The following is a 16,357-nucleotide window of genomic DNA, read 5'->3' as shown; positions in this document are numbered from 1 at the left end:
CGGTAGAATACCCTCCCCACCGCAACAGGCGGTCAGCCCTGACGGATGCGGGCGACGAAGGCGGACACTTCGCCCAGCATGCGGTCGGCGCGCTCACCCACCGCACGGGCCGCGGCGGCGACCTCGGCGGAGGCCTGCCCGGTGGCGGTGGCGTGGCTGCACACCAGGTTCAGGCTGTCGGACACCGAACTGACGCCCTGCGCCGCCTCGTTGACGTTGCGGCTGATGTCGCGGGTCGCCGCTCCCTGTTCCTCGATGGCGGCGGAGATGCTGGACGCGACGCTGTTCACCGTCTCGATGGCGCCGCCGACCCCGCGCATCGCCTCGACCACCGACGAGGTGGCGTCGGTCATGGCGGCGATCTGCGCCTGGACATCGTCGGTGGCCTTGGCGGTCTGGTTGGCGAGGTTCTTCACCTCGCTCGCCACCACGGCGAAGCCTTTGCCGGCTTCGCCGGCGCGGGCGGCCTCGATGGTGGCGTTCAGGGCCAGGAGGTTGGTCTGTTCGGCGATGGAGCGGATCAGGTCGACCACCTCCACCGTGCGCCGGGCGACGCTGTCCAACTGCTCGATCAGGGCATAGGTGCGGCGGACATCCTCCACCGCACGGGCCGAGCCGGTCGTCGATTCGGCGATCTGCTGGGCGATCTCGCGGATGGAGGCGGCCAACTCCTCGGTCGCGCCGGCCACCGCCTGGACATTGCCGGAGGTGGTCCCCGCGGCGCGGGCGGCGCCGTCCATCAGCCGGGTGGTCTGTTCCGCCCCGCTGCTCATGGCGCCCGACGTGTGGGTCAGCTGACCCGCCGACTCGGCGACAGAGCGGACCAGCGCGCCGACCGTGCCTTCGAACTCGTCGGCCAGCCGCTTCATGGTGGCGCGACGGGCCTCGTCGGCTTCCCGTTCCAGCGCGGCATGGCGGCGGCGCAGGTCTTCCGCCTCGATGGCGCTGAGACGCAGGGTTTCCACCGAGCGGGCCAGCGCCCCCACCTCGTCGGCGCGGTCGGTGCCGGCGACCTGGGCGGCGAGATCGCCCTTGGCGATGCGGCCGGTGGCGGAGGCGATGCCGTCGAGACCCTTGCCGATGCGCGATACCAACTGGAAGCCGAACAGCCCCAGCACCAGCGCGGCCGCCAGCGTCACCGCCAGGGTCTCGATCAGCGTGCTGCGGAAAGCGGCGTCGACATCGTCGATGTAGACTCCGGTGCCGATCATCCAGCCCCACGGCTCAAAGATCGCGGCATAGGCCAGCTTCGGAAACGGTTCGGTGCCGCCGGCCTTGGGGAAGTTGTAGATCAGCGTGCCGTCGCCGCTGCGCGCCGAGTCGATCAGTCCGCGGATCACCAACACGCCGTTGCTGTCCTTGAAATCGGCCAGCTTGCGGGTGCCTTCCAGGTCGGGGCGGACGCCGTGGAAAACGTTGGTGCCGTCGAATTCGTAGCCGAACATGTATTCGTTGCCGAAGAAGCGCAGGGCCCGCAGCGCAGTCTTGGCGCGAGTCTGCGCCTCCTCGCGGCTAAACTCGCCCTTGGCGGCGCGCGCGTCGTAAGACTTCATGATCGATAGCGAGGTCTGCACCACCGCCTCGATGGATTTGTGGTATCCCTCGACCATCGTCTCGCGCTTCGACGTCGCCGACCAGATGCCGGCCACCAGGATGGTGGCGAGGAACAGCCCCTGAAGGATCAGGAGCTTCGCCTTGATGCTGTTGAGTTTGGTGAACATTGCCCAGCCCCACACGATACGCGCACCACCGCGACCGTCGCCTGCGGGGCACGGCATAGTGCGCTTCGCTAATTGATGTAACTCTAATGCGAAGTATGACACATACTTGGGTACTCCGCGACCGCGTAATCTCTAACGGGTGAGTAGGAATAATCCGGATGGACAGGCGGCTGGTTGTGACCATCGCCAGCCTCAGGGTTACACCGGATGGCGAAGTCTGGCAGGATGCGGCGCCATGACGCTGACCGCTTATCCGCTCTCGGGCGTGCTGCCCGACATCCGCCCGGCCCGTCCGACCCGCGACTGGATCGATGCCCTGCCGGAGCAGTACGGCTATCGCTGCCTGCCGCTCAACATCGCCAGCATGCATGGGTGGGAGGTCTGCTGCCCCGTGGGGGTGACGGCGGTGTGGGACGGCGGCACCGGGTTGGAGGCCATCACCGTCACTGCGGAGGAGCAGCACCCTCTGCTTCCCGCCAGCCATTTCGGCAGCGGCGTGCTGACCTTCCACGTCGCGGCTCTGTTCCGCACGCCGCCGGGCGTCAACCTGATGGTCACCGGACCGCTGAACCAGCCGAAGCACGGCATCATGGGCCTGTCGGGCATCATTGAAACCGACTGGTCACCGTACCCCTTCACCATGAACTGGAAATTCACCGCGCCCGGCGTGCCGGTCACCTGGGAGAAGGGCGAACCCTTCGCCCATCTGATGCCGATCCAGCGTGGTCTGGTGGAATGCCTGACGCCGGAGGTCCGCGACCTCGACAGCGATCCGGAGACGGCGGCGCAGTACCGTGCCTGGGCAGCCTCGCGCAGCCAGTTCAACAATGACCTGCAGACGCCGGGAAGCGCCGCCGCGCAGGAACGCTGGCAAAAGGGCTATTACCGCGGCAAACAGCCGGACGGTAGCGACGGCCCGCCCGGCCACGAAATCAAGGTCCGGGCGAAGCCGTTTCCAGACAAGTAGTTACAGCGTGTCTTGAATGCTGCGCACGAATTCCGGCAGGCCGACCTGACGGCGGCGGCGCAGCCGTTCGGCGTGCAGGATCGCTTCCACCGCGGCGATGCTTTCATTCACGTCGCTGTTGACGATGACATAGTCGTATTCCGGCCAGTGGCTGATCTCGTTGGAGGCCTTCGCCATGCGGTTGGCGATGACCTCCTCCGAATCCTGGCCACGGCCGCGCAGGCGGCGTTCCAACTCACCGACCGATGGCGGCAGGACGAAGACGCTGACCAGATCGTCGCGGGCGTTCTGCGCCAGTTGCTGCGCGCCCTGCCAGTCGATGGCGAACAGCACGTCGCGGCCGGCGCCCAGCGCATCCTCCACCGCCACTCGCGGCGTGCCATAGCAGTTGCCGAAGACACGGGCATGTTCCAGCAGATCGCCGGTCTCCGCCATGCGATCGAAGCGCTGCTGGTCGATGAAATAGTAATCCAGCCCTTCGGCTTCGCCGGGGCGCATCGGCCGGGTCGTCACCGATACCGACATGGTGATGCCGGCATCGCGCTCCAGCAGGCCGCGGGCAATGGTGGTCTTGCCGGCACCCGATGGGGAGGACAGCACCAGCATCAGGCCGCGCCGGTGGATCAGGGAGGTGTTGGTCGCAGCCATGGCGCTCACTCGGTGTTGATGATTACTCGATGTTCTGGACCTGCTCGCGAAGCTGCTCGATCGAGGCTTTCAGCGACAGGCCGATGCGGGTCAGTTCGACGTCCGCCGACTTGGAGCAGAGCGTGTTGGCCTCGCGGTTGAACTCCTGGCACAGGAAGTCAAACCGGCGGCCGATGGCCCCGCCCTCCGCCATCAGGTCGCGCGCAGCCTGGATATGCGCGCGCAGCCGGTCCAGCTCTTCGCGCACGTCGGCCTTGCCGATCAGGATCGCCGCCTCCTGCGCCAGCCGGTCTTCCGACAGGGCGGGGAAGGAGCCGAGGATCGCGGCGACCTGGGCGCGCAGCTTCTCGCGCAGCGCCTCCGGCTGGGTGGAGGCGCAGGCCGACGCGGCGTCCACCAGCCGGGCGATCTCGTCGAGATGGCCGTTCAGAACCTCGGCAATGCGCGCACCTTCGGCAAGGCGGTTGACCACCAGCTGGTCGACCAGCTTGGCCAGATCGCCCTTCAGCGCCGATTCGACGCGCTCGCGCGCTTCGGTCTCATCCTCTTCCACCGGCTCGATGATGCCGCGCACCGCCAGCAGCGAATCCAGCCGCGGCGGGGCGGCGCCAGCCCCCTCGATCTCCCGCGCGATCTCCAGAACCTGGGCCAGAAGCTCGCGGTTGATGCGCAGTTGGGAGACCGCCTGGGCGCGGTTGACGGTCAGCGTCAGGTTGACGTTGCCGCGGGCCAGCCGCTTGGGCAACTCGGCTCTCGCCACCGCCTCGACGCTGTCGAAGCCCGACGGCAGGCGGCAGCGCAGATCCAGGCTGCGGCCATTGACGCTCTTGGCCTCGAAGGTCCAGGAATAGCCGTCGCCGTGCCCGTCGACGCGCGCGAAACCGGTCATGCTGGCAATGACGGGGCGATGGGCTGGCAAAGGCGGCCTCATTTGAAAAGCGGTGTCGATTTGTTTCGTGCTTATAAACGTGACATCACCCCACAACAAGCTTCGGCGCCATCGGGCAGCCGGCGAACAGGGCGGAACCTCCATGAAACAGCCGCGCTCCATCGTCATAACCGGCGCTTCCAGCGGCATCGGCGAGGCCCTGGCAGCCCTTTATGCAGCGCCCGGTGTGACGCTCGCGCTGACCGGGCGCGACTCCGCGAGGTTGGAGGCGGTGGCCGGGCGCTGTCGCGCCGCCGGCGCCCTTGTGGAGACGGCGGTGATCGATGTGGCCGACCGTGCCGCCATGGCCGGTTGGCTGGCTCAGGTCGATGCCGCAACGCCGGTCGATCTGCTGATCGCCAACGCCGGCATGTCGGCCGGCACCAGCGACGGCGGTGAGACGGAGGAGCAGGCCCGGCGCATCCTGGCGGTCAACATCGACGGCGTGCTGAACAGCATTCATCCGCTGCTTCCGGCGATGCGGGCGCGGCGGCGCGGCCAAATCGCCATCATGGCGTCGCTTGCGGGATTCCGCGGCCTTCCCGGCGCGCCGGCCTATTGCGCCAGCAAGGCGATGGTCCGGGTCTATGGCGAGGCGTTGCGCGGCGATCTGGCGGGGGAGGGGATCGGCGTGTCGGTGATCTGCCCCGGCTTCGTCAAAAGCCGGATGACCGCGGTGAACCGCTTCCCTATGCCGTTCCTGATGGAAACCGATCCCGCCGCCCGCGTCATCCGCCGTGGGTTGGAGCGCAACAAGGCGCGAATCGCCTTTCCCTGGCCGATGGTGGCCGCCGTCTGGCTGCTGGCCCTGCTTCCCCCGGCCTGGACCGACGGTCTGCTGCGGCAGGCGCCGCGGAAGCCGTGAGCGCCGCCGTCAATCCACCTTGGCCTCAATCCACCTTGGCGTGTGCGATGGCCTCGCGGACGCTGACGCCCTTGCGCATGATGTTGTCGACCGCGCGGCCCTGGACCAGATTGATCCCCATCTTGTGGGCATAAACCAGGCTGGTCACGCTGTCGCAGCGCGCCAGGATGAACTTGCAGCGGTCCTGCTCGGCAATGCGGTCGCGGAAATACTTCTCGAACTGCGGGTCCATCTCCAGCATGTCGTTGGACCAGAAGATTTTCGCATAGTCGGCGTTCAGATATTCCAGATCGAAATTCGTCACCCAGAACGGGTTCAGCCCGTCCACCGCGATCTGATAGCGGCGGTCCTGTGCAAACTCCACCACCTCGTTGAACAGCGACAGATTCTCGATCAGGTCACCCTTCGACACCTCCAGAACCACTTGCCCGCGGAAATCGATCGGCAGCCGCTCGTCGAACTTCACGAAGCCGGTGGAAATGACGGTCGACAGGTTGATGTTGATGCCGATCCGCCGCCCGCGCATGAAGCTCAGCCCATGGTTCAGCGCGCGAAGCACCGACTGGTCGAGATTGGCGGTGAAGTAGTTGAACAGCCACTTGTTGGCGGTGATGTCGTAATCGGGGCACAGCCGCTCCTGGAGCAGCTTGATGGAGATGTAGAGTTCATAATACTCCATCTCCGCATCGCCGCCGCCGATGTTGGCGATGCCCTGGTTGAACAGAAAGGGCGACAGGTCGAACATCTGCATCGAGCGTTCGAGCTTGCCCAATTCTTCCAGCGTGATAGGCGGCTTGGTCTCGGTGACGTGTTGCCCGGTCTCGTTCGCCTGCAGTTCTTCGATGAAACGGATGACGTTGATGAAGTTCAACGCCAGTTCCATGATCGAATAAAGCGAATATTCCTTGTAGGGGTTCGGCCCGGTCAGCGTCGTCTTCGACAGGAAGACCTGTTCCACCGTCTGGCAGACGTCGGTGACGCCGGTCAGCTTCAGCCCCTTGTAGAGGACGATGACATCGCCGTTGGAAATGTTGAAGGACTGCAGATAGGAGGCCTTGGTCGCCAGTTCCTGGATGATGGAGCGGACCATCATCTGGCTGGTCGGATCGCGGTCCTTCAGAAGCGACAGATGCATGTGGATCAGCCGCATGCCCTGCAATTCGTTCTTCGCCGACCGCAGCAGGTTCAGGAGCTTGTCGTTGTCGAATTCCGGCTTCTGGTCCTTGGCGGCGGCGACGGCGGCCTGCTTTTCCGTGGTGGAAAGCCGGACACGGTCCCGTCCCAGAGGTGGTCTGCCGCCAAACCTGCTCATACCTTGCTCACTCCCACAACAAGCGTCACGCCTGCCAACCACCCATGTCTTCGGCCGCTCGTTGTCCGGCAGCCTTTTGCTTTGCGTCCGGGCGCTTCCGCCCGGCCGACTCCGGCGGCCCGCGAACCGGCCGGGCATGCCTGATCCGTCCGATCCTACGAAGCCGAACCGATCTTAACGGTAACTTTCTTTAAAAAGCCCTTAAGGCTAAAGTCCGGGCGCAGGAGGCACCCGGACCGCCGCAAAAGGCGCCGCAATCATCGAAGCGACGCCATCCGAAAAGGTCAAGTTTCGGATTCGGCCGAATCGGTCGTCTGGCGCGGTTCGCCAGCAGGAACGATGCGGACGCGACGGTCTATGACCGCAAGTCCGATCTTTCCGTGCTTCAATGCGAGCGCATCATTGCCGAACAGTTCGCGACGCCAGCCCTGCATCGCCGGAATCTCTGCCCGATCATCGGCCGCCAACGCCTCCAGATCGGATGAGGACGCCACCAACTTCGCCGCGACATTGTTCTCGTCGCACTTCATCTTCAGAAGCACGCGCAACAATTCGACGATCGGTTGCAATCCGGGCGGCGGTTCCTCGCGCGGTTCGACACGGGGCAGGGCGCTGTCCGGCAGGTCCAGTCCCGCCTGCACGGCAGACAGCACGTCGGCGCCCTGGCGTCCCTCGGCGAAGCCGCGGCCCAGTCCGCGGGTGCGGGCGAGGTCGTCGACGGTGGTCGGCGCGTGGGCGGCGATCTCCAGCAGCGCCTCGTCGCGCAGCACGCGGGAGCGCGGCTGGTCGCGGCGCTGGGCCTCGCGCTCGCGCCACGCCGCCAGCTCCTTCAGGATGGCCATGAAGCGCGGCTTGTTGGTCCGCACCTTCAGCCGCATGTAGGAGCTTTCCGGATCGACCTGATAGGTCGCCGGATCGGTCAGGATCGCCATCTCCTCTTCCAGCCAGTGCGAGCGACCGGAGCGGGCGAGGCGGCGCTTCAGCTTCTCATAGGCCGGGCGCAGATGGATGACGTCGGACAGGGCGTAGGTCAGCTGGCGGTCGGTCAGCGGCCGGTGCGACCAGTCGGTGAAGCGGCTGGACTTGTCGATGCGGGCGCCGGCCAGCTTGGTCACCAGCGTCTCGTAGCCGACGCTCTCGCCGAAGCCGCAGACCATCGCCGCGACCTGGGTGTCGAACAGCGGATGCGGGATCTGGCCGGACAGGTGCCAGAAGATCTCCACATCCTGGCGGGCGGCGTGGAACACCTTCAGCACCGACGGGTCGCTCATCAGCGCGAACAGCGGCGCCAGGTCGATGCCTTCGGCCAGCGGGTCGATGGCGACCGCGCCGTCGGGCCCGCCGACCTGCACGAGGCACAGTTGCGGCCAATAGGTCTTTTCCCGCAGGAACTCGGTGTCGACCGTGATGTACTCGGCCCCTGCCAGCGACTGACAGAAGGCCTGAAGGGCGTCGGTTGTCGTGATGAGCGTCATGGTTGCTTCATACACGACCGTGCGGGTGCGCGAAAGTCCGCCGACGTGCGGAGCCGATGCGCGTTGCAAAAGGATATGTCGGGCGGGCGGCAGGCCGGATTTTCCCGCTCTGCTTATCCCACGGCCACGGCGGTGTTAAACTGCGGTTCGGCAGCCGGCCTGCCGGCGGATGGAACGGTTGAACAGGGTGGTCCAGGATGTTTCAAACCGTTCCAAACGTTCCATCCGGGCTCCCGCCGCACTGCGCTGCACCCTATCGCGGCTTGACTTTCGCGCGCGTCCGGTGTGGTGTGTCGAACCGCTTTTTCCGCCGGATTCCGCCCTTTTCAAGGTGTTTCGACCCATGCACCCCTACCGCACGCACACCTGCGGCCAGCTTCGTGAAGAGAATGCCGGTGAAACCGTCCGCCTGTCGGGCTGGATGAACCGGAAGCGCGACCATGGACAGCTGCTGTTCATCGACCTGCGCGACCATTACGGCCTGACGCAGTGCGTGGTCGATACCTCCAACCCGGCCTTCGAGGTCGCCAACCGGCTGAAGCTGGAATCGGTCATCACCGTCACCGGCAAGGTGGTGAAGCGCACGGCCGAGACCATCAACGACAAGCTGCCCACCGGCCGCATCGAACTGCAGATCGCCGAGCTGACCGTGGAAGGCGAGGCGGAGCAGATCCCGCTGCAGGTCAACCAGGACACCGATGCCGGCGAGGACGTGCGCCTGCGCTACCGCTTCCTCGACCTGCGCCGCGAGCGCATCCACGAGAACATCATGCTGCGGTCGCGCGTGATCGCCTCGGCGCGCCGCCGCATGATCGACCAGGGCTTCACCGAGTTCCAGACGCCGATCCTCACCGCCTCCTCGCCCGAGGGTGCGCGCGATTATCTGGTGCCCAGCCGCAACCATCCCGGCAAGTTCTACGCCCTGCCGCAGGCGCCGCAGCAGTTCAAGCAGCTGCTGATGGTCGCCGGCTTCGACCGCTACTTCCAGATCGCCCCCTGCTTCCGCGACGAGGACGCCCGCGCCGACCGTAGCCCGGGCGAGTTCTACCAGCTCGATTTCGAGATGTCCTTCGTCACCCAGGAAGACGTCTTCGCCGCCATCGAGCCGGTGCTGCACGGCATCTTCGAAGAGTTCGGCGGTTTCCGCCGCGAGTCGAAGCCGGTCATCGACGGGCTGCCCTTCCGCCGCATCTCCTTCGCCGAATCGATGCTGAAGTACGGCAACGACAAGCCGGACCTGCGCAACCCGCTGGTCATCACCGACGTGACCGAGGTGTTCAAGCGCGACGACGTGGAATTCCGCGCCTTCAAGCAGACGCTGGAGAAGGGCGGCGTCGTCCGCGCCATCCGCGCCCCGAAGGTCTCCGATCGTCCGCGCAGCTTCTTCGACAAGCTGAACGACTGGGCCCGCGGTCTCGGCGCCCCCGGCCTCGGCTACATCGTCATGGAAGCCGGCGGCGGCAAGGGTCCGATCGCCAAGTTCGTGCCGGAAGCCGCCCAGGCCGCCCTGCGTGAGCTGGCCGGTCTCGAGGATGGCGACGCGATCTTCTTCGTCTGCGATCAGGTGGGCCCGGCGGCCAAGCTGGCCGGCCTCGCCCGCACCCGCATCGGCGAGGAGCTGGACCTGATCGAGAAGAACGCCTTCCGCTTCTGCTGGATCGTCGACTTCCCGATGTACGAGCTGGACGAGGAGACCAACAAGGTCATCTTCAGCCACAACCCGTTCTCCATGCCCCAGGGCGGCCTGAAGGCGCTGGAGACGATGAACCCGCTCGACATCAAGGCCTACCAGTACGACATCGTCTGCAACGGCGTCGAACTGTCGTCCGGCGCCATCCGTAATCACCTGCCGGAGGTGATGTACAAGGCCTTCGAGATCGCCGGCTATCCACCGGAGGAGCTGGAAGCCCGATTCGGCGGCATGCTGAGCGCGTTCAAGCTGGGCGCCCCGCCGCACGGCGGTTCGGCCCCGGGTATCGACCGCATCGTCATGCTGCTGGCCGACGAGCCGAACATCCGCGAGGTCATCGCCTTCCCGCTGAACCAGCGCGCCGAAGATCTCCTGATGCAGGCCCCGGCACCGGTCGACACCGCCCGTCTGAAGGAACTGCACCTGAAGCTCGACCTGCCGAAGCCGAAGGTCGCCGCCCCGTCCGCGCCGCAGGCGTAAAGGAACTTTCACCGGTCCTTGGCGGTTTGCTGAAAAGGCCATCCGGACGCTGGTCCGGGTGGCCTTTTTCCTTGTCAACATGCGCGTGCGGGGCTATGTAAGCGCCGTCGTCAAAACCTCACGCGGGCTGGCGGACCTTCGGTTTTACTCCGATGGCCCGATCCGGTGTCTTCAGCCATGGTTTCCATGCGCCGTCGACAATGCCCGCGGCGGAGCAACCGGAAAAAGGGATTTTTTCCACATGACCATGCCCACCTTCACCATGCGCCAGCTGCTGGAAGCCGGTGTCCACTTCGGTCACCACACCCGCCGCTGGAACCCGAAGATGAACCAGTACATCTTCGGCGTCCGCAATGGCGTGCACATCATCGACCTCGAGCAGACCGTCCCGATGCTGCACCGCGCCCTGCAGGCCGTGCGTGACGTCGTCGCCGGCGGTGGCCGCGTCCTGTTCGTCGGCACCAAGCGCCAGGCCCAGGAGCGCATTGCCGAGGCTGCCGCCAAGTGCGGTCAGTACTACGTCAACCACCGCTGGCTCGGCGGCATGCTGACCAACTGGAAGACGATCTCCCAGTCGATCAAGCGCCTGCGCGAGATGGAAGAGCGTCTGGGTGGCGACACCTCGGGCCTGACCAAGCGCGAAGTGCTGGAGCTGACCCGCGAGCGCGACAAGCTGGAGCGTGCGCTGGGCGGTATTAAGGAGATGGGCGGCCTCCCGGACGTCATCTTCATCATCGACACCAACAAGGAGTCGATCGCGGTCAAGGAAGCCAACAAGCTGGGCATCCCGGTCATCGCGGTCCTCGACAGCAACTCCGATCCGGACGGCGTGGCCTTCCCGATCCCCGGCAACGACGACGCCCTGCGCGCCATCGAGCTGTACTGCGACCTGACGGTCGGCGCCGTGCTTGACGGCCTGCAGGCCGAGATGAGCGCCGCCGGCATCGACGTCGGCGCCGCCGAGGACGCTCCGGCCGAGCAGCTGCCGGAGGAAGAGACCGCCGCCGAGACCGCCCAGGCCTGACCCTGACGGTTCAAGGGCAGCCGGGCCTTATGACCTATGGCCCGGCTGCCTTTTTTATGGGCTGGCTTTTTTCTGGGTTGCCACCCGTTTTGACTTTGTGACTCAATCCGATCCGCCTGCCGGATCGCTTGGAAGGAAGAGGGCGCAACATGGCCGAGATTACCGCCTCGCTCGTCAAGGAACTGCGCGAGAAGACCGGCGCGGGCATGATGGACTGCAAGAAGGCGCTGAACGAGACGCAGGGCGACCTCGAGGGCGCCGTCGACTGGCTGCGCAAGAAGGGCCTCGCCGCCGCTGCGAAGAAGTCGGGCCGCGTCGCCGCCGAGGGTCTGGTCGCCGTCGCCACCGCCGGCACCAAGGGTGCCGTCGTCGAGGTGAACGCCGAGACCGACTTCGTTGCCCGCAACGACAAGTTCCAGGCTTTCGCCGCCAATGCCGCCGAGCTGGCGCTGACCTCTGCCGGCGACGTCGAGGCACTGAAGGCCGCCACCTATCCGGGCACCTCGCACACCGCCCAGGATGAGCTGACCAGCCTGATCGCCACCGTCGGCGAGAACATGAACCTGCGCCGCGCCGTCACCCTGTCGGTCTCGGCCGGTGTCGTCGTCAGCTACGTCCACTCGGCCATCGCGCCGGGCCTGGGCAAGATCGGCGTTCTGGTGGCTCTCGAGTCGACCGGCGACACCGCCAAGCTGGCCGACCTCGGCAAGCAGATCGCCATGCACATCGCCGCTGCCCGCCCGGACGCGCTGGACATCGCCGATGTCGACAGCTCGTCGCTGGAGCGTGAGCGCAACGTGCTGGCCGAGCAGGCCCGCGCTTCGGGCAAGCCGGAGAACATCATCGAGAAGATGGTCGAAGGCCGCGTCCGCAAGTACTACGAGGAAGTCTGCCTGCTGGAGCAGACCTACGTGATCGACGGCGAGACCAAGGTCCGCAAGGTGGTGGAGAACGCCGCCAAGGACATCGGCGCTCCGGTCAAGGTCACGGCCTTCACCCGCTTCGCGCTGGGCGAGGGCATCGAGAAGGCCCAGTCGGACTTCGCCGCCGAGGTCGCTGCCGCTGCCGGCGGTCAGGGCTGAGACCGGTAAGGTCGAACGCTAAAGGTCCGTACGCCGCATTCTGAAACAGCAAGGGAGCGTTCCCCCCATGGTCGAAACCACCGGGACCACCGCGCCGGCCGAGGGCGTCCGCTACAAGCGCGTCCTCCTCAAGGTGTCGGGCGAAGCGCTGATGGGTCAGCGCGACTATGGTCTGGACCCGGAGATGGTGAATCGCATCGCCAACGAGGTGAAGGCGGTCATCGGGCTCGGCGTCCAGGTCTGTCTGGTCATCGGCGGGGGGAACATCTTCCGGGGTGTGAAGGGTGCGGCGAGCGGCATGGAGCGTGCTTCGGCCGACTATATCGGCATGCTCGCCACCGTGATGAACGCGCTCTCGATGCAGAGCGCGCTCGAACGGATGGGCGTCAGCACGCGGGTGCAGTCGGCCATTCCCATGGCGACGGTCTGCGAGCCCTATATCCGGCGCCGCGCCGTCCGCCACATGGAAAAGGGCCGGGTGGTGATTTTCGCCGCCGGCACCGGCAACCCCTTCTTCACCACCGACACCGCCGCGGCGCTGCGCGCGTCCGAAATGGGCTGTGACGGTCTGCTGAAGGGCACGCAGGTCGATGGCGTCTATACCGCCGATCCGAAGAAGGATCCGACGGCCGAGCATTACGAACGCCTCACCTACATGGACGTCCTGACCAAGGACCTGCAGGTGATGGACGCTTCGGCGATCGCGCTGTCGCGCGAGAACCACATTCCCATTCTGGTCTTCTCGATCCACACGCCCGGCGCCTTCGCCGAAGTGATGCAGGGCCGTGGCAAGCACACCATCATAACGGAAGAAAGGGAGTAGGCCCGTGGCTGCGCCCGACCTATCGGATCTGAAGCGCCGCATGGAAGGCGCGCTTGACTCGTTTCGCAAGGAACTGGGCGGTCTGCGCACCGGCCGCGCCTCGTCCAATCTGCTCGAACCGGTGATGGTGGAGGCCTATGGCAGCCGCATGCACCTGCGCGAGGTCGCCACGGTCTCCGTTCCGGAGCCGCGCCTGATCTCGGTCCAGGTGTGGGACCGGGGCATGACCAAGGCGGTCGAGAAGGCCATCCGCGACAGCGGCCTGGGCCTGAACCCGCAGGCCGAAGGCCAGGTCATCCGCGTGCCGCTGCCCGATCTGACGCAGGAGCGCCGCGCCGAGCTGGCGAAGGTCGCCCACAAGTACGCCGAGCAGTGCCGCGTCGCCATCCGCAACATCCGTCGTGACGGCATGGACAGCCTGAAGAAGGCCGAGAAGGCCAGCGAGATCACCCAGGACGAGCACAAGGTCCAGGCGGACAAGGTGCAGGTGCTGACCGACCAGCACATCAAGCTGGTCGATGACTCGCTTGCGCAAAAAGAAAAGGAAATCATGCAGGTCTGATCCGGAATGCGCGACGCGGACGACAACCGGTCCAACACGGCCCCAGGGCATGTTGCCATCATCATGGATGGCAACGGGCGCTGGGCCAAGGCGCGCGGCCTGCCGCGCACCGCCGGTCACAAGAAGGGCGTGGACGCCGTCCGCCGCACCGTGGAAGCGGCGCGCGAACTTGGCATCGGCACTCTGACGATCTTCAGCTTCTCCTCGGAGAACTGGCGCCGGCCGGAGGAAGAGGTCAGCGACCTGATGGGTCTGCTGCGCTTCTACCTGCGCAGCGAAGTCGCCGAACTGCACCGGGCGGGCGTTCGCCTGCGGGTGATCGGCGACCGCACGCGGCTGTCGGAGGACATCAACCGGCTGATCGACAATGCCGAGGGCCTGACCCGCGACAACCGGGTGATGACGCTGGTGGTGGCTCTCAGCTACGGCTCGCGCCTGGAGATCGTCCATGCGGCTCGCCGGCTGGCGGAAGAAGTGGCGGCCGGTCGCCTGTCGCCTGAGGCCATTGACGAAGACGCGCTGTCGGCGCGGCTCTACACGGCCGACATACCCGACCCCGACCTGATCATCCGCACCAGCGGCGAGAAGCGGATCAGCAATTTCCTGCTGTGGCAGGCGGCCTATGCCGAGCTGGTCTTCGTCGATACGCTCTGGCCCGATTTCACCAAGCGCGATCTGGAGGCGGCGATTGAAGAGTTCCACCGACGGGAACGCCGCTTCGGCGCCACCACCGCCGGGTCCCGCTGACACGCCGGATTCGCTCGCAGTGCCGACCAAGCCATCCAGGGCAGGGGACCTCAAGGTTCGTGTCCTGTCGGCATTGGTCATGGCGCCGGTCGTGCTGGGTGCCGTCTGGATTGGCGGCTGGGTGTTCCATGCCCTGATCGCCTTCGGATCGGTGGTCGCCGTGTCCGAATGGACCAGCATCGTTCCCAGCGCCCGCCGCTTGCCGGCCCGCATCATGGCGACGGTCGGCATCCTCGTGGCAGTGATGGCGCAGATCGCCGCCGGTCCGGCCGCAGGGCTGGGGGCGGCTGCAGCCTTCGCCGTTCTGACCGCCATTGTCGGTGGCGGCGCCGACCGCAACCTGCTCGGTTTTGGCGTGCTTTATGTCGCTGTCGGCATGGCCGGCCTGATGTGGCTGCGTGATCTGCCGGAGTCCGGGCTGTCGCTCTTCCTGTTCGTCCTCATTGCCATCTGGGCAACCGACATCGGGGCCTATGCCGCGGGCCGCAGCATAGGCGGACCTAAGCTGGCGCCGCGCATCAGCCCCAAAAAGACCTGGGCCGGCCTGATCGGCGGCATGGCGTCTTCGGCGCTTTTCGGCTGGCTGGTGGCTCTGGCCTTCGGAGCGGCGCGCCCGGACATCGCTCTGGCGGTGGGCGCTGCCGTCGCCGTGGTCGGGCAGGCCGGCGACCTGTTCGAATCGGCGATCAAGCGGCGTTACAATGTGAAGGACAGCGGTCAGCTCATTCCCGGGCATGGCGGCATCCTCGACCGCATCGACGGGCTTCTGGCCGCGGCCCCGGTGCTGGCCCTGTTCCACGCGGCCGTTGGATCGGTTCTGTCATGGTGGTGAAAGCGGGAGCGGGGCCTGATGCGCCGCGTAGCGTAACGATCCTCGGGTCCACGGGCTCGGTCGGAACGCAGACGGTGGACCTCGTCTCCCGCGATCCGGAGCGCTTTCCGGTGGAGGCGCTGACCGCGAACCGCAACGTCACTCTGCTGGCTCAGCAAGCCCGGCAGTTGAACGCCCGCTTGGCCGTGGTCGCCGACCCCGCCGCCTATGCCGAGTTGAAGAGCCTGCTCTCCGGCACCGGCATCGAGGTCGCCGCCGGGTCCGAAGCGGTTGCCGCCGCGGCGGAGCGTCCGGCTGACTGGGTGATGGCCGCCATCGTCGGCGCCGCCGGTCTCGAGCCGACGCTCGCAGCGGTGCGGCGTGGCGCCATCGTCGCCTTCGCCAACAAGGAGGTGCTGGTCTGCGCCGGCGCCTTGATGATGGAGGAGGTGAAGGCCCACGGCGCGACGCTGCTGCCGGTCGACAGCGAGCATTCCGCCATCTACCAGGTCTTCGATTTCGACCGTACCGACAGCGTTGCCCGCCTGATCCTGACGGCGTCGGGCGGTCCCTTCCGCACCAGGGATCGCGCCTTCATGGCGGCTGCGACGCGGGAGCAGGCGGTCGCCCATCCGACCTGGGACATGGGCGCCAAGATTTCGGTCGACAGCGCCACGATGATGAACAAGGGGCTGGAGCTGATCGAAGCCCACTTCCTGTTCGGCATACCGGAAGAGCGCATCGATGTGCTGGTCCACCCGCAGTCGGTCATCCATTCGCTGGTCGAATATGTCGACGGCTCGGTTCTGGCGCAGCTCGGCACGCCCGACATGCGCACGCCGATCGCCTATGCGCTCGGCTGGCCCGCCCGCATCGCCACGCCGGCGGAGCGGCTCGATCTGGTCAAGGCGGCGACGCTGACCTTCGAGGCTCCTGATCCCGTGCGTTTCCCTGCACTGAGGCTGGCCCGGGCCGCCTTGCAAAGCGGGGGGGGCGCTCCTACTATACTCAGTGCCGCCAACGAGGTGGCCGTCCAGGCGTTTCTCGACCGCCGGATCGGCTTCCTCGACATCGAACGGATCGTCGAGGAGACGTTGACGGCGTTGCCCCACCGCCCGCTGCGCGATCTCGCCGCCGTGCGGGAGGCCGACGCGGATGCGAGGCGGGACGCCGCCTGCCGTGTTGCGGCCATCGGTGCGACGGCGGTTGGCAGCCGATGATC

Annotated in this window: 15 protein-coding genes; 10 read left to right on the top strand and 5 right to left on the bottom strand. The window is 66.4% G+C overall.

Annotation, left to right across the window (positions count from 1 at the left end):
• Positions 1-32: 32 nt before the first annotated feature.
• A complete protein-coding gene (locus tag TSH20_RS27590) occupies positions 33-1,721 on the bottom strand; it encodes a cache domain-containing protein (protein WP_158282072.1) in 1,689 nt (562 codons plus the stop codon).
• Positions 1,722-1,956: 235 nt separating this feature from the next.
• Between TSH20_RS27590 and TSH20_RS27585 the strand changes: the two genes are divergently transcribed.
• Complete coding sequence (locus TSH20_RS27585) at positions 1,957-2,688, top strand: DUF6065 family protein (RefSeq protein ID WP_109155543.1); 732 nt, start codon at positions 1,957-1,959, stop codon at positions 2,686-2,688.
• Here the strand turns inward: TSH20_RS27585 and gmk are convergent, their stop codons facing one another.
• Together gmk and TSH20_RS27575 are read right to left on the bottom strand one after the other, a co-directional pair.
• Positions 2,689-3,336: a guanylate kinase gene (gene gmk / locus TSH20_RS27580; protein WP_109155544.1), complete on the bottom strand. Its 648-nt coding sequence runs from the start codon at positions 3,334-3,336 to the stop codon at positions 2,689-2,691.
• Positions 3,337-3,358: 22 nt separating this feature from the next.
• Positions 3,359-4,225 (bottom strand): YicC/YloC family endoribonuclease, encoded by an 867-nt coding sequence (locus TSH20_RS27575; RefSeq protein ID WP_109155545.1) that lies wholly within the window; start codon positions 4,223-4,225, stop codon positions 3,359-3,361.
• 142 nt (positions 4,226-4,367) lie between these two features.
• Between TSH20_RS27575 and TSH20_RS27570 the strand changes: the two genes are divergently transcribed.
• Positions 4,368-5,129 carry an SDR family NAD(P)-dependent oxidoreductase gene (locus TSH20_RS27570; RefSeq protein WP_109155546.1) on the top strand — a complete coding sequence of 254 codons (762 nt, stop codon included), beginning with the start codon at positions 4,368-4,370 and terminating at the stop codon, positions 5,127-5,129.
• Positions 5,130-5,154: 25 nt separating this feature from the next.
• Here the strand turns inward: TSH20_RS27570 and TSH20_RS27565 are convergent, their stop codons facing one another.
• Positions 5,155-6,441 carry a hypothetical protein gene (locus TSH20_RS27565; protein WP_109155547.1) on the bottom strand — a complete coding sequence of 429 codons (1,287 nt, stop codon included), beginning with the start codon at positions 6,439-6,441 and terminating at the stop codon, positions 5,155-5,157.
• A gap of 284 nt (positions 6,442-6,725) precedes the next feature.
• Positions 6,726-7,916 carry a ribonuclease D gene (rnd, locus tag TSH20_RS27560; RefSeq protein ID WP_109155548.1) on the bottom strand — a complete coding sequence of 397 codons (1,191 nt, stop codon included), beginning with the start codon at positions 7,914-7,916 and terminating at the stop codon, positions 6,726-6,728.
• 343 nt (positions 7,917-8,259) lie between these two features.
• On the opposite strand from rnd, the gene aspS reads away from it, so the two are divergent.
• From aspS to TSH20_RS27520, 8 genes are all read left to right on the top strand, one after another.
• The gene (aspS, locus tag TSH20_RS27555; RefSeq protein WP_109155549.1) at positions 8,260-10,086 is read left to right on the top strand and encodes an aspartate--tRNA ligase; all 1,827 of its coding nucleotides are present in this window, start codon (positions 8,260-8,262) and stop codon (positions 10,084-10,086) included.
• A 241-nt stretch (positions 10,087-10,327) separates the two neighbouring features.
• Entirely contained in the window at positions 10,328-11,110 is a 783-nt protein-coding gene (rpsB, locus tag TSH20_RS27550; protein ID WP_109155550.1) for a 30S ribosomal protein S2, read from the top strand.
• A gap of 149 nt (positions 11,111-11,259) precedes the next feature.
• On the top strand, positions 11,260-12,192 hold the full coding sequence (gene tsf, locus TSH20_RS27545) for a translation elongation factor Ts (protein ID WP_109155551.1): 933 nt from the start codon (positions 11,260-11,262) through the stop codon (positions 12,190-12,192).
• Positions 12,193-12,259: 67 nt separating this feature from the next.
• Positions 12,260-13,015, top strand: coding sequence for a UMP kinase (gene pyrH / locus TSH20_RS27540; protein WP_109155552.1), 756 nt, complete (start codon positions 12,260-12,262; stop codon positions 13,013-13,015).
• Between the two features lie 40 nt (positions 13,016-13,055).
• Entirely contained in the window at positions 13,056-13,577 is a 522-nt protein-coding gene (frr, locus tag TSH20_RS27535) for a ribosome recycling factor (protein WP_211099754.1), read from the top strand.
• Between the two features lie 6 nt (positions 13,578-13,583).
• Positions 13,584-14,324 carry an isoprenyl transferase gene (locus TSH20_RS27530; protein ID WP_109151391.1) on the top strand — a complete coding sequence of 247 codons (741 nt, stop codon included), beginning with the start codon at positions 13,584-13,586 and terminating at the stop codon, positions 14,322-14,324.
• Between the two features lie 19 nt (positions 14,325-14,343).
• Entirely contained in the window at positions 14,344-15,156 is an 813-nt protein-coding gene (locus TSH20_RS27525) for a phosphatidate cytidylyltransferase (protein ID WP_247871105.1), read from the top strand.
• Positions 15,147-16,355 carry a 1-deoxy-D-xylulose-5-phosphate reductoisomerase gene (locus TSH20_RS27520; protein WP_109155555.1) on the top strand — a complete coding sequence of 403 codons (1,209 nt, stop codon included), beginning with the start codon at positions 15,147-15,149 and terminating at the stop codon, positions 16,353-16,355. Before TSH20_RS27525 ends, TSH20_RS27520 begins: the two co-directional genes overlap by 10 nt.
• Positions 16,356-16,357 lie beyond the last annotated feature (2 nt).

The organism is Azospirillum sp. TSH20, from assembly GCF_003115935.1.
Lineage (GTDB): Bacteria > Pseudomonadota > Alphaproteobacteria > Azospirillales > Azospirillaceae > Azospirillum.
Note: the sequence above shows the minus strand (reverse complement) of the source record. Positions and strands in the feature narration are given on the sequence as shown.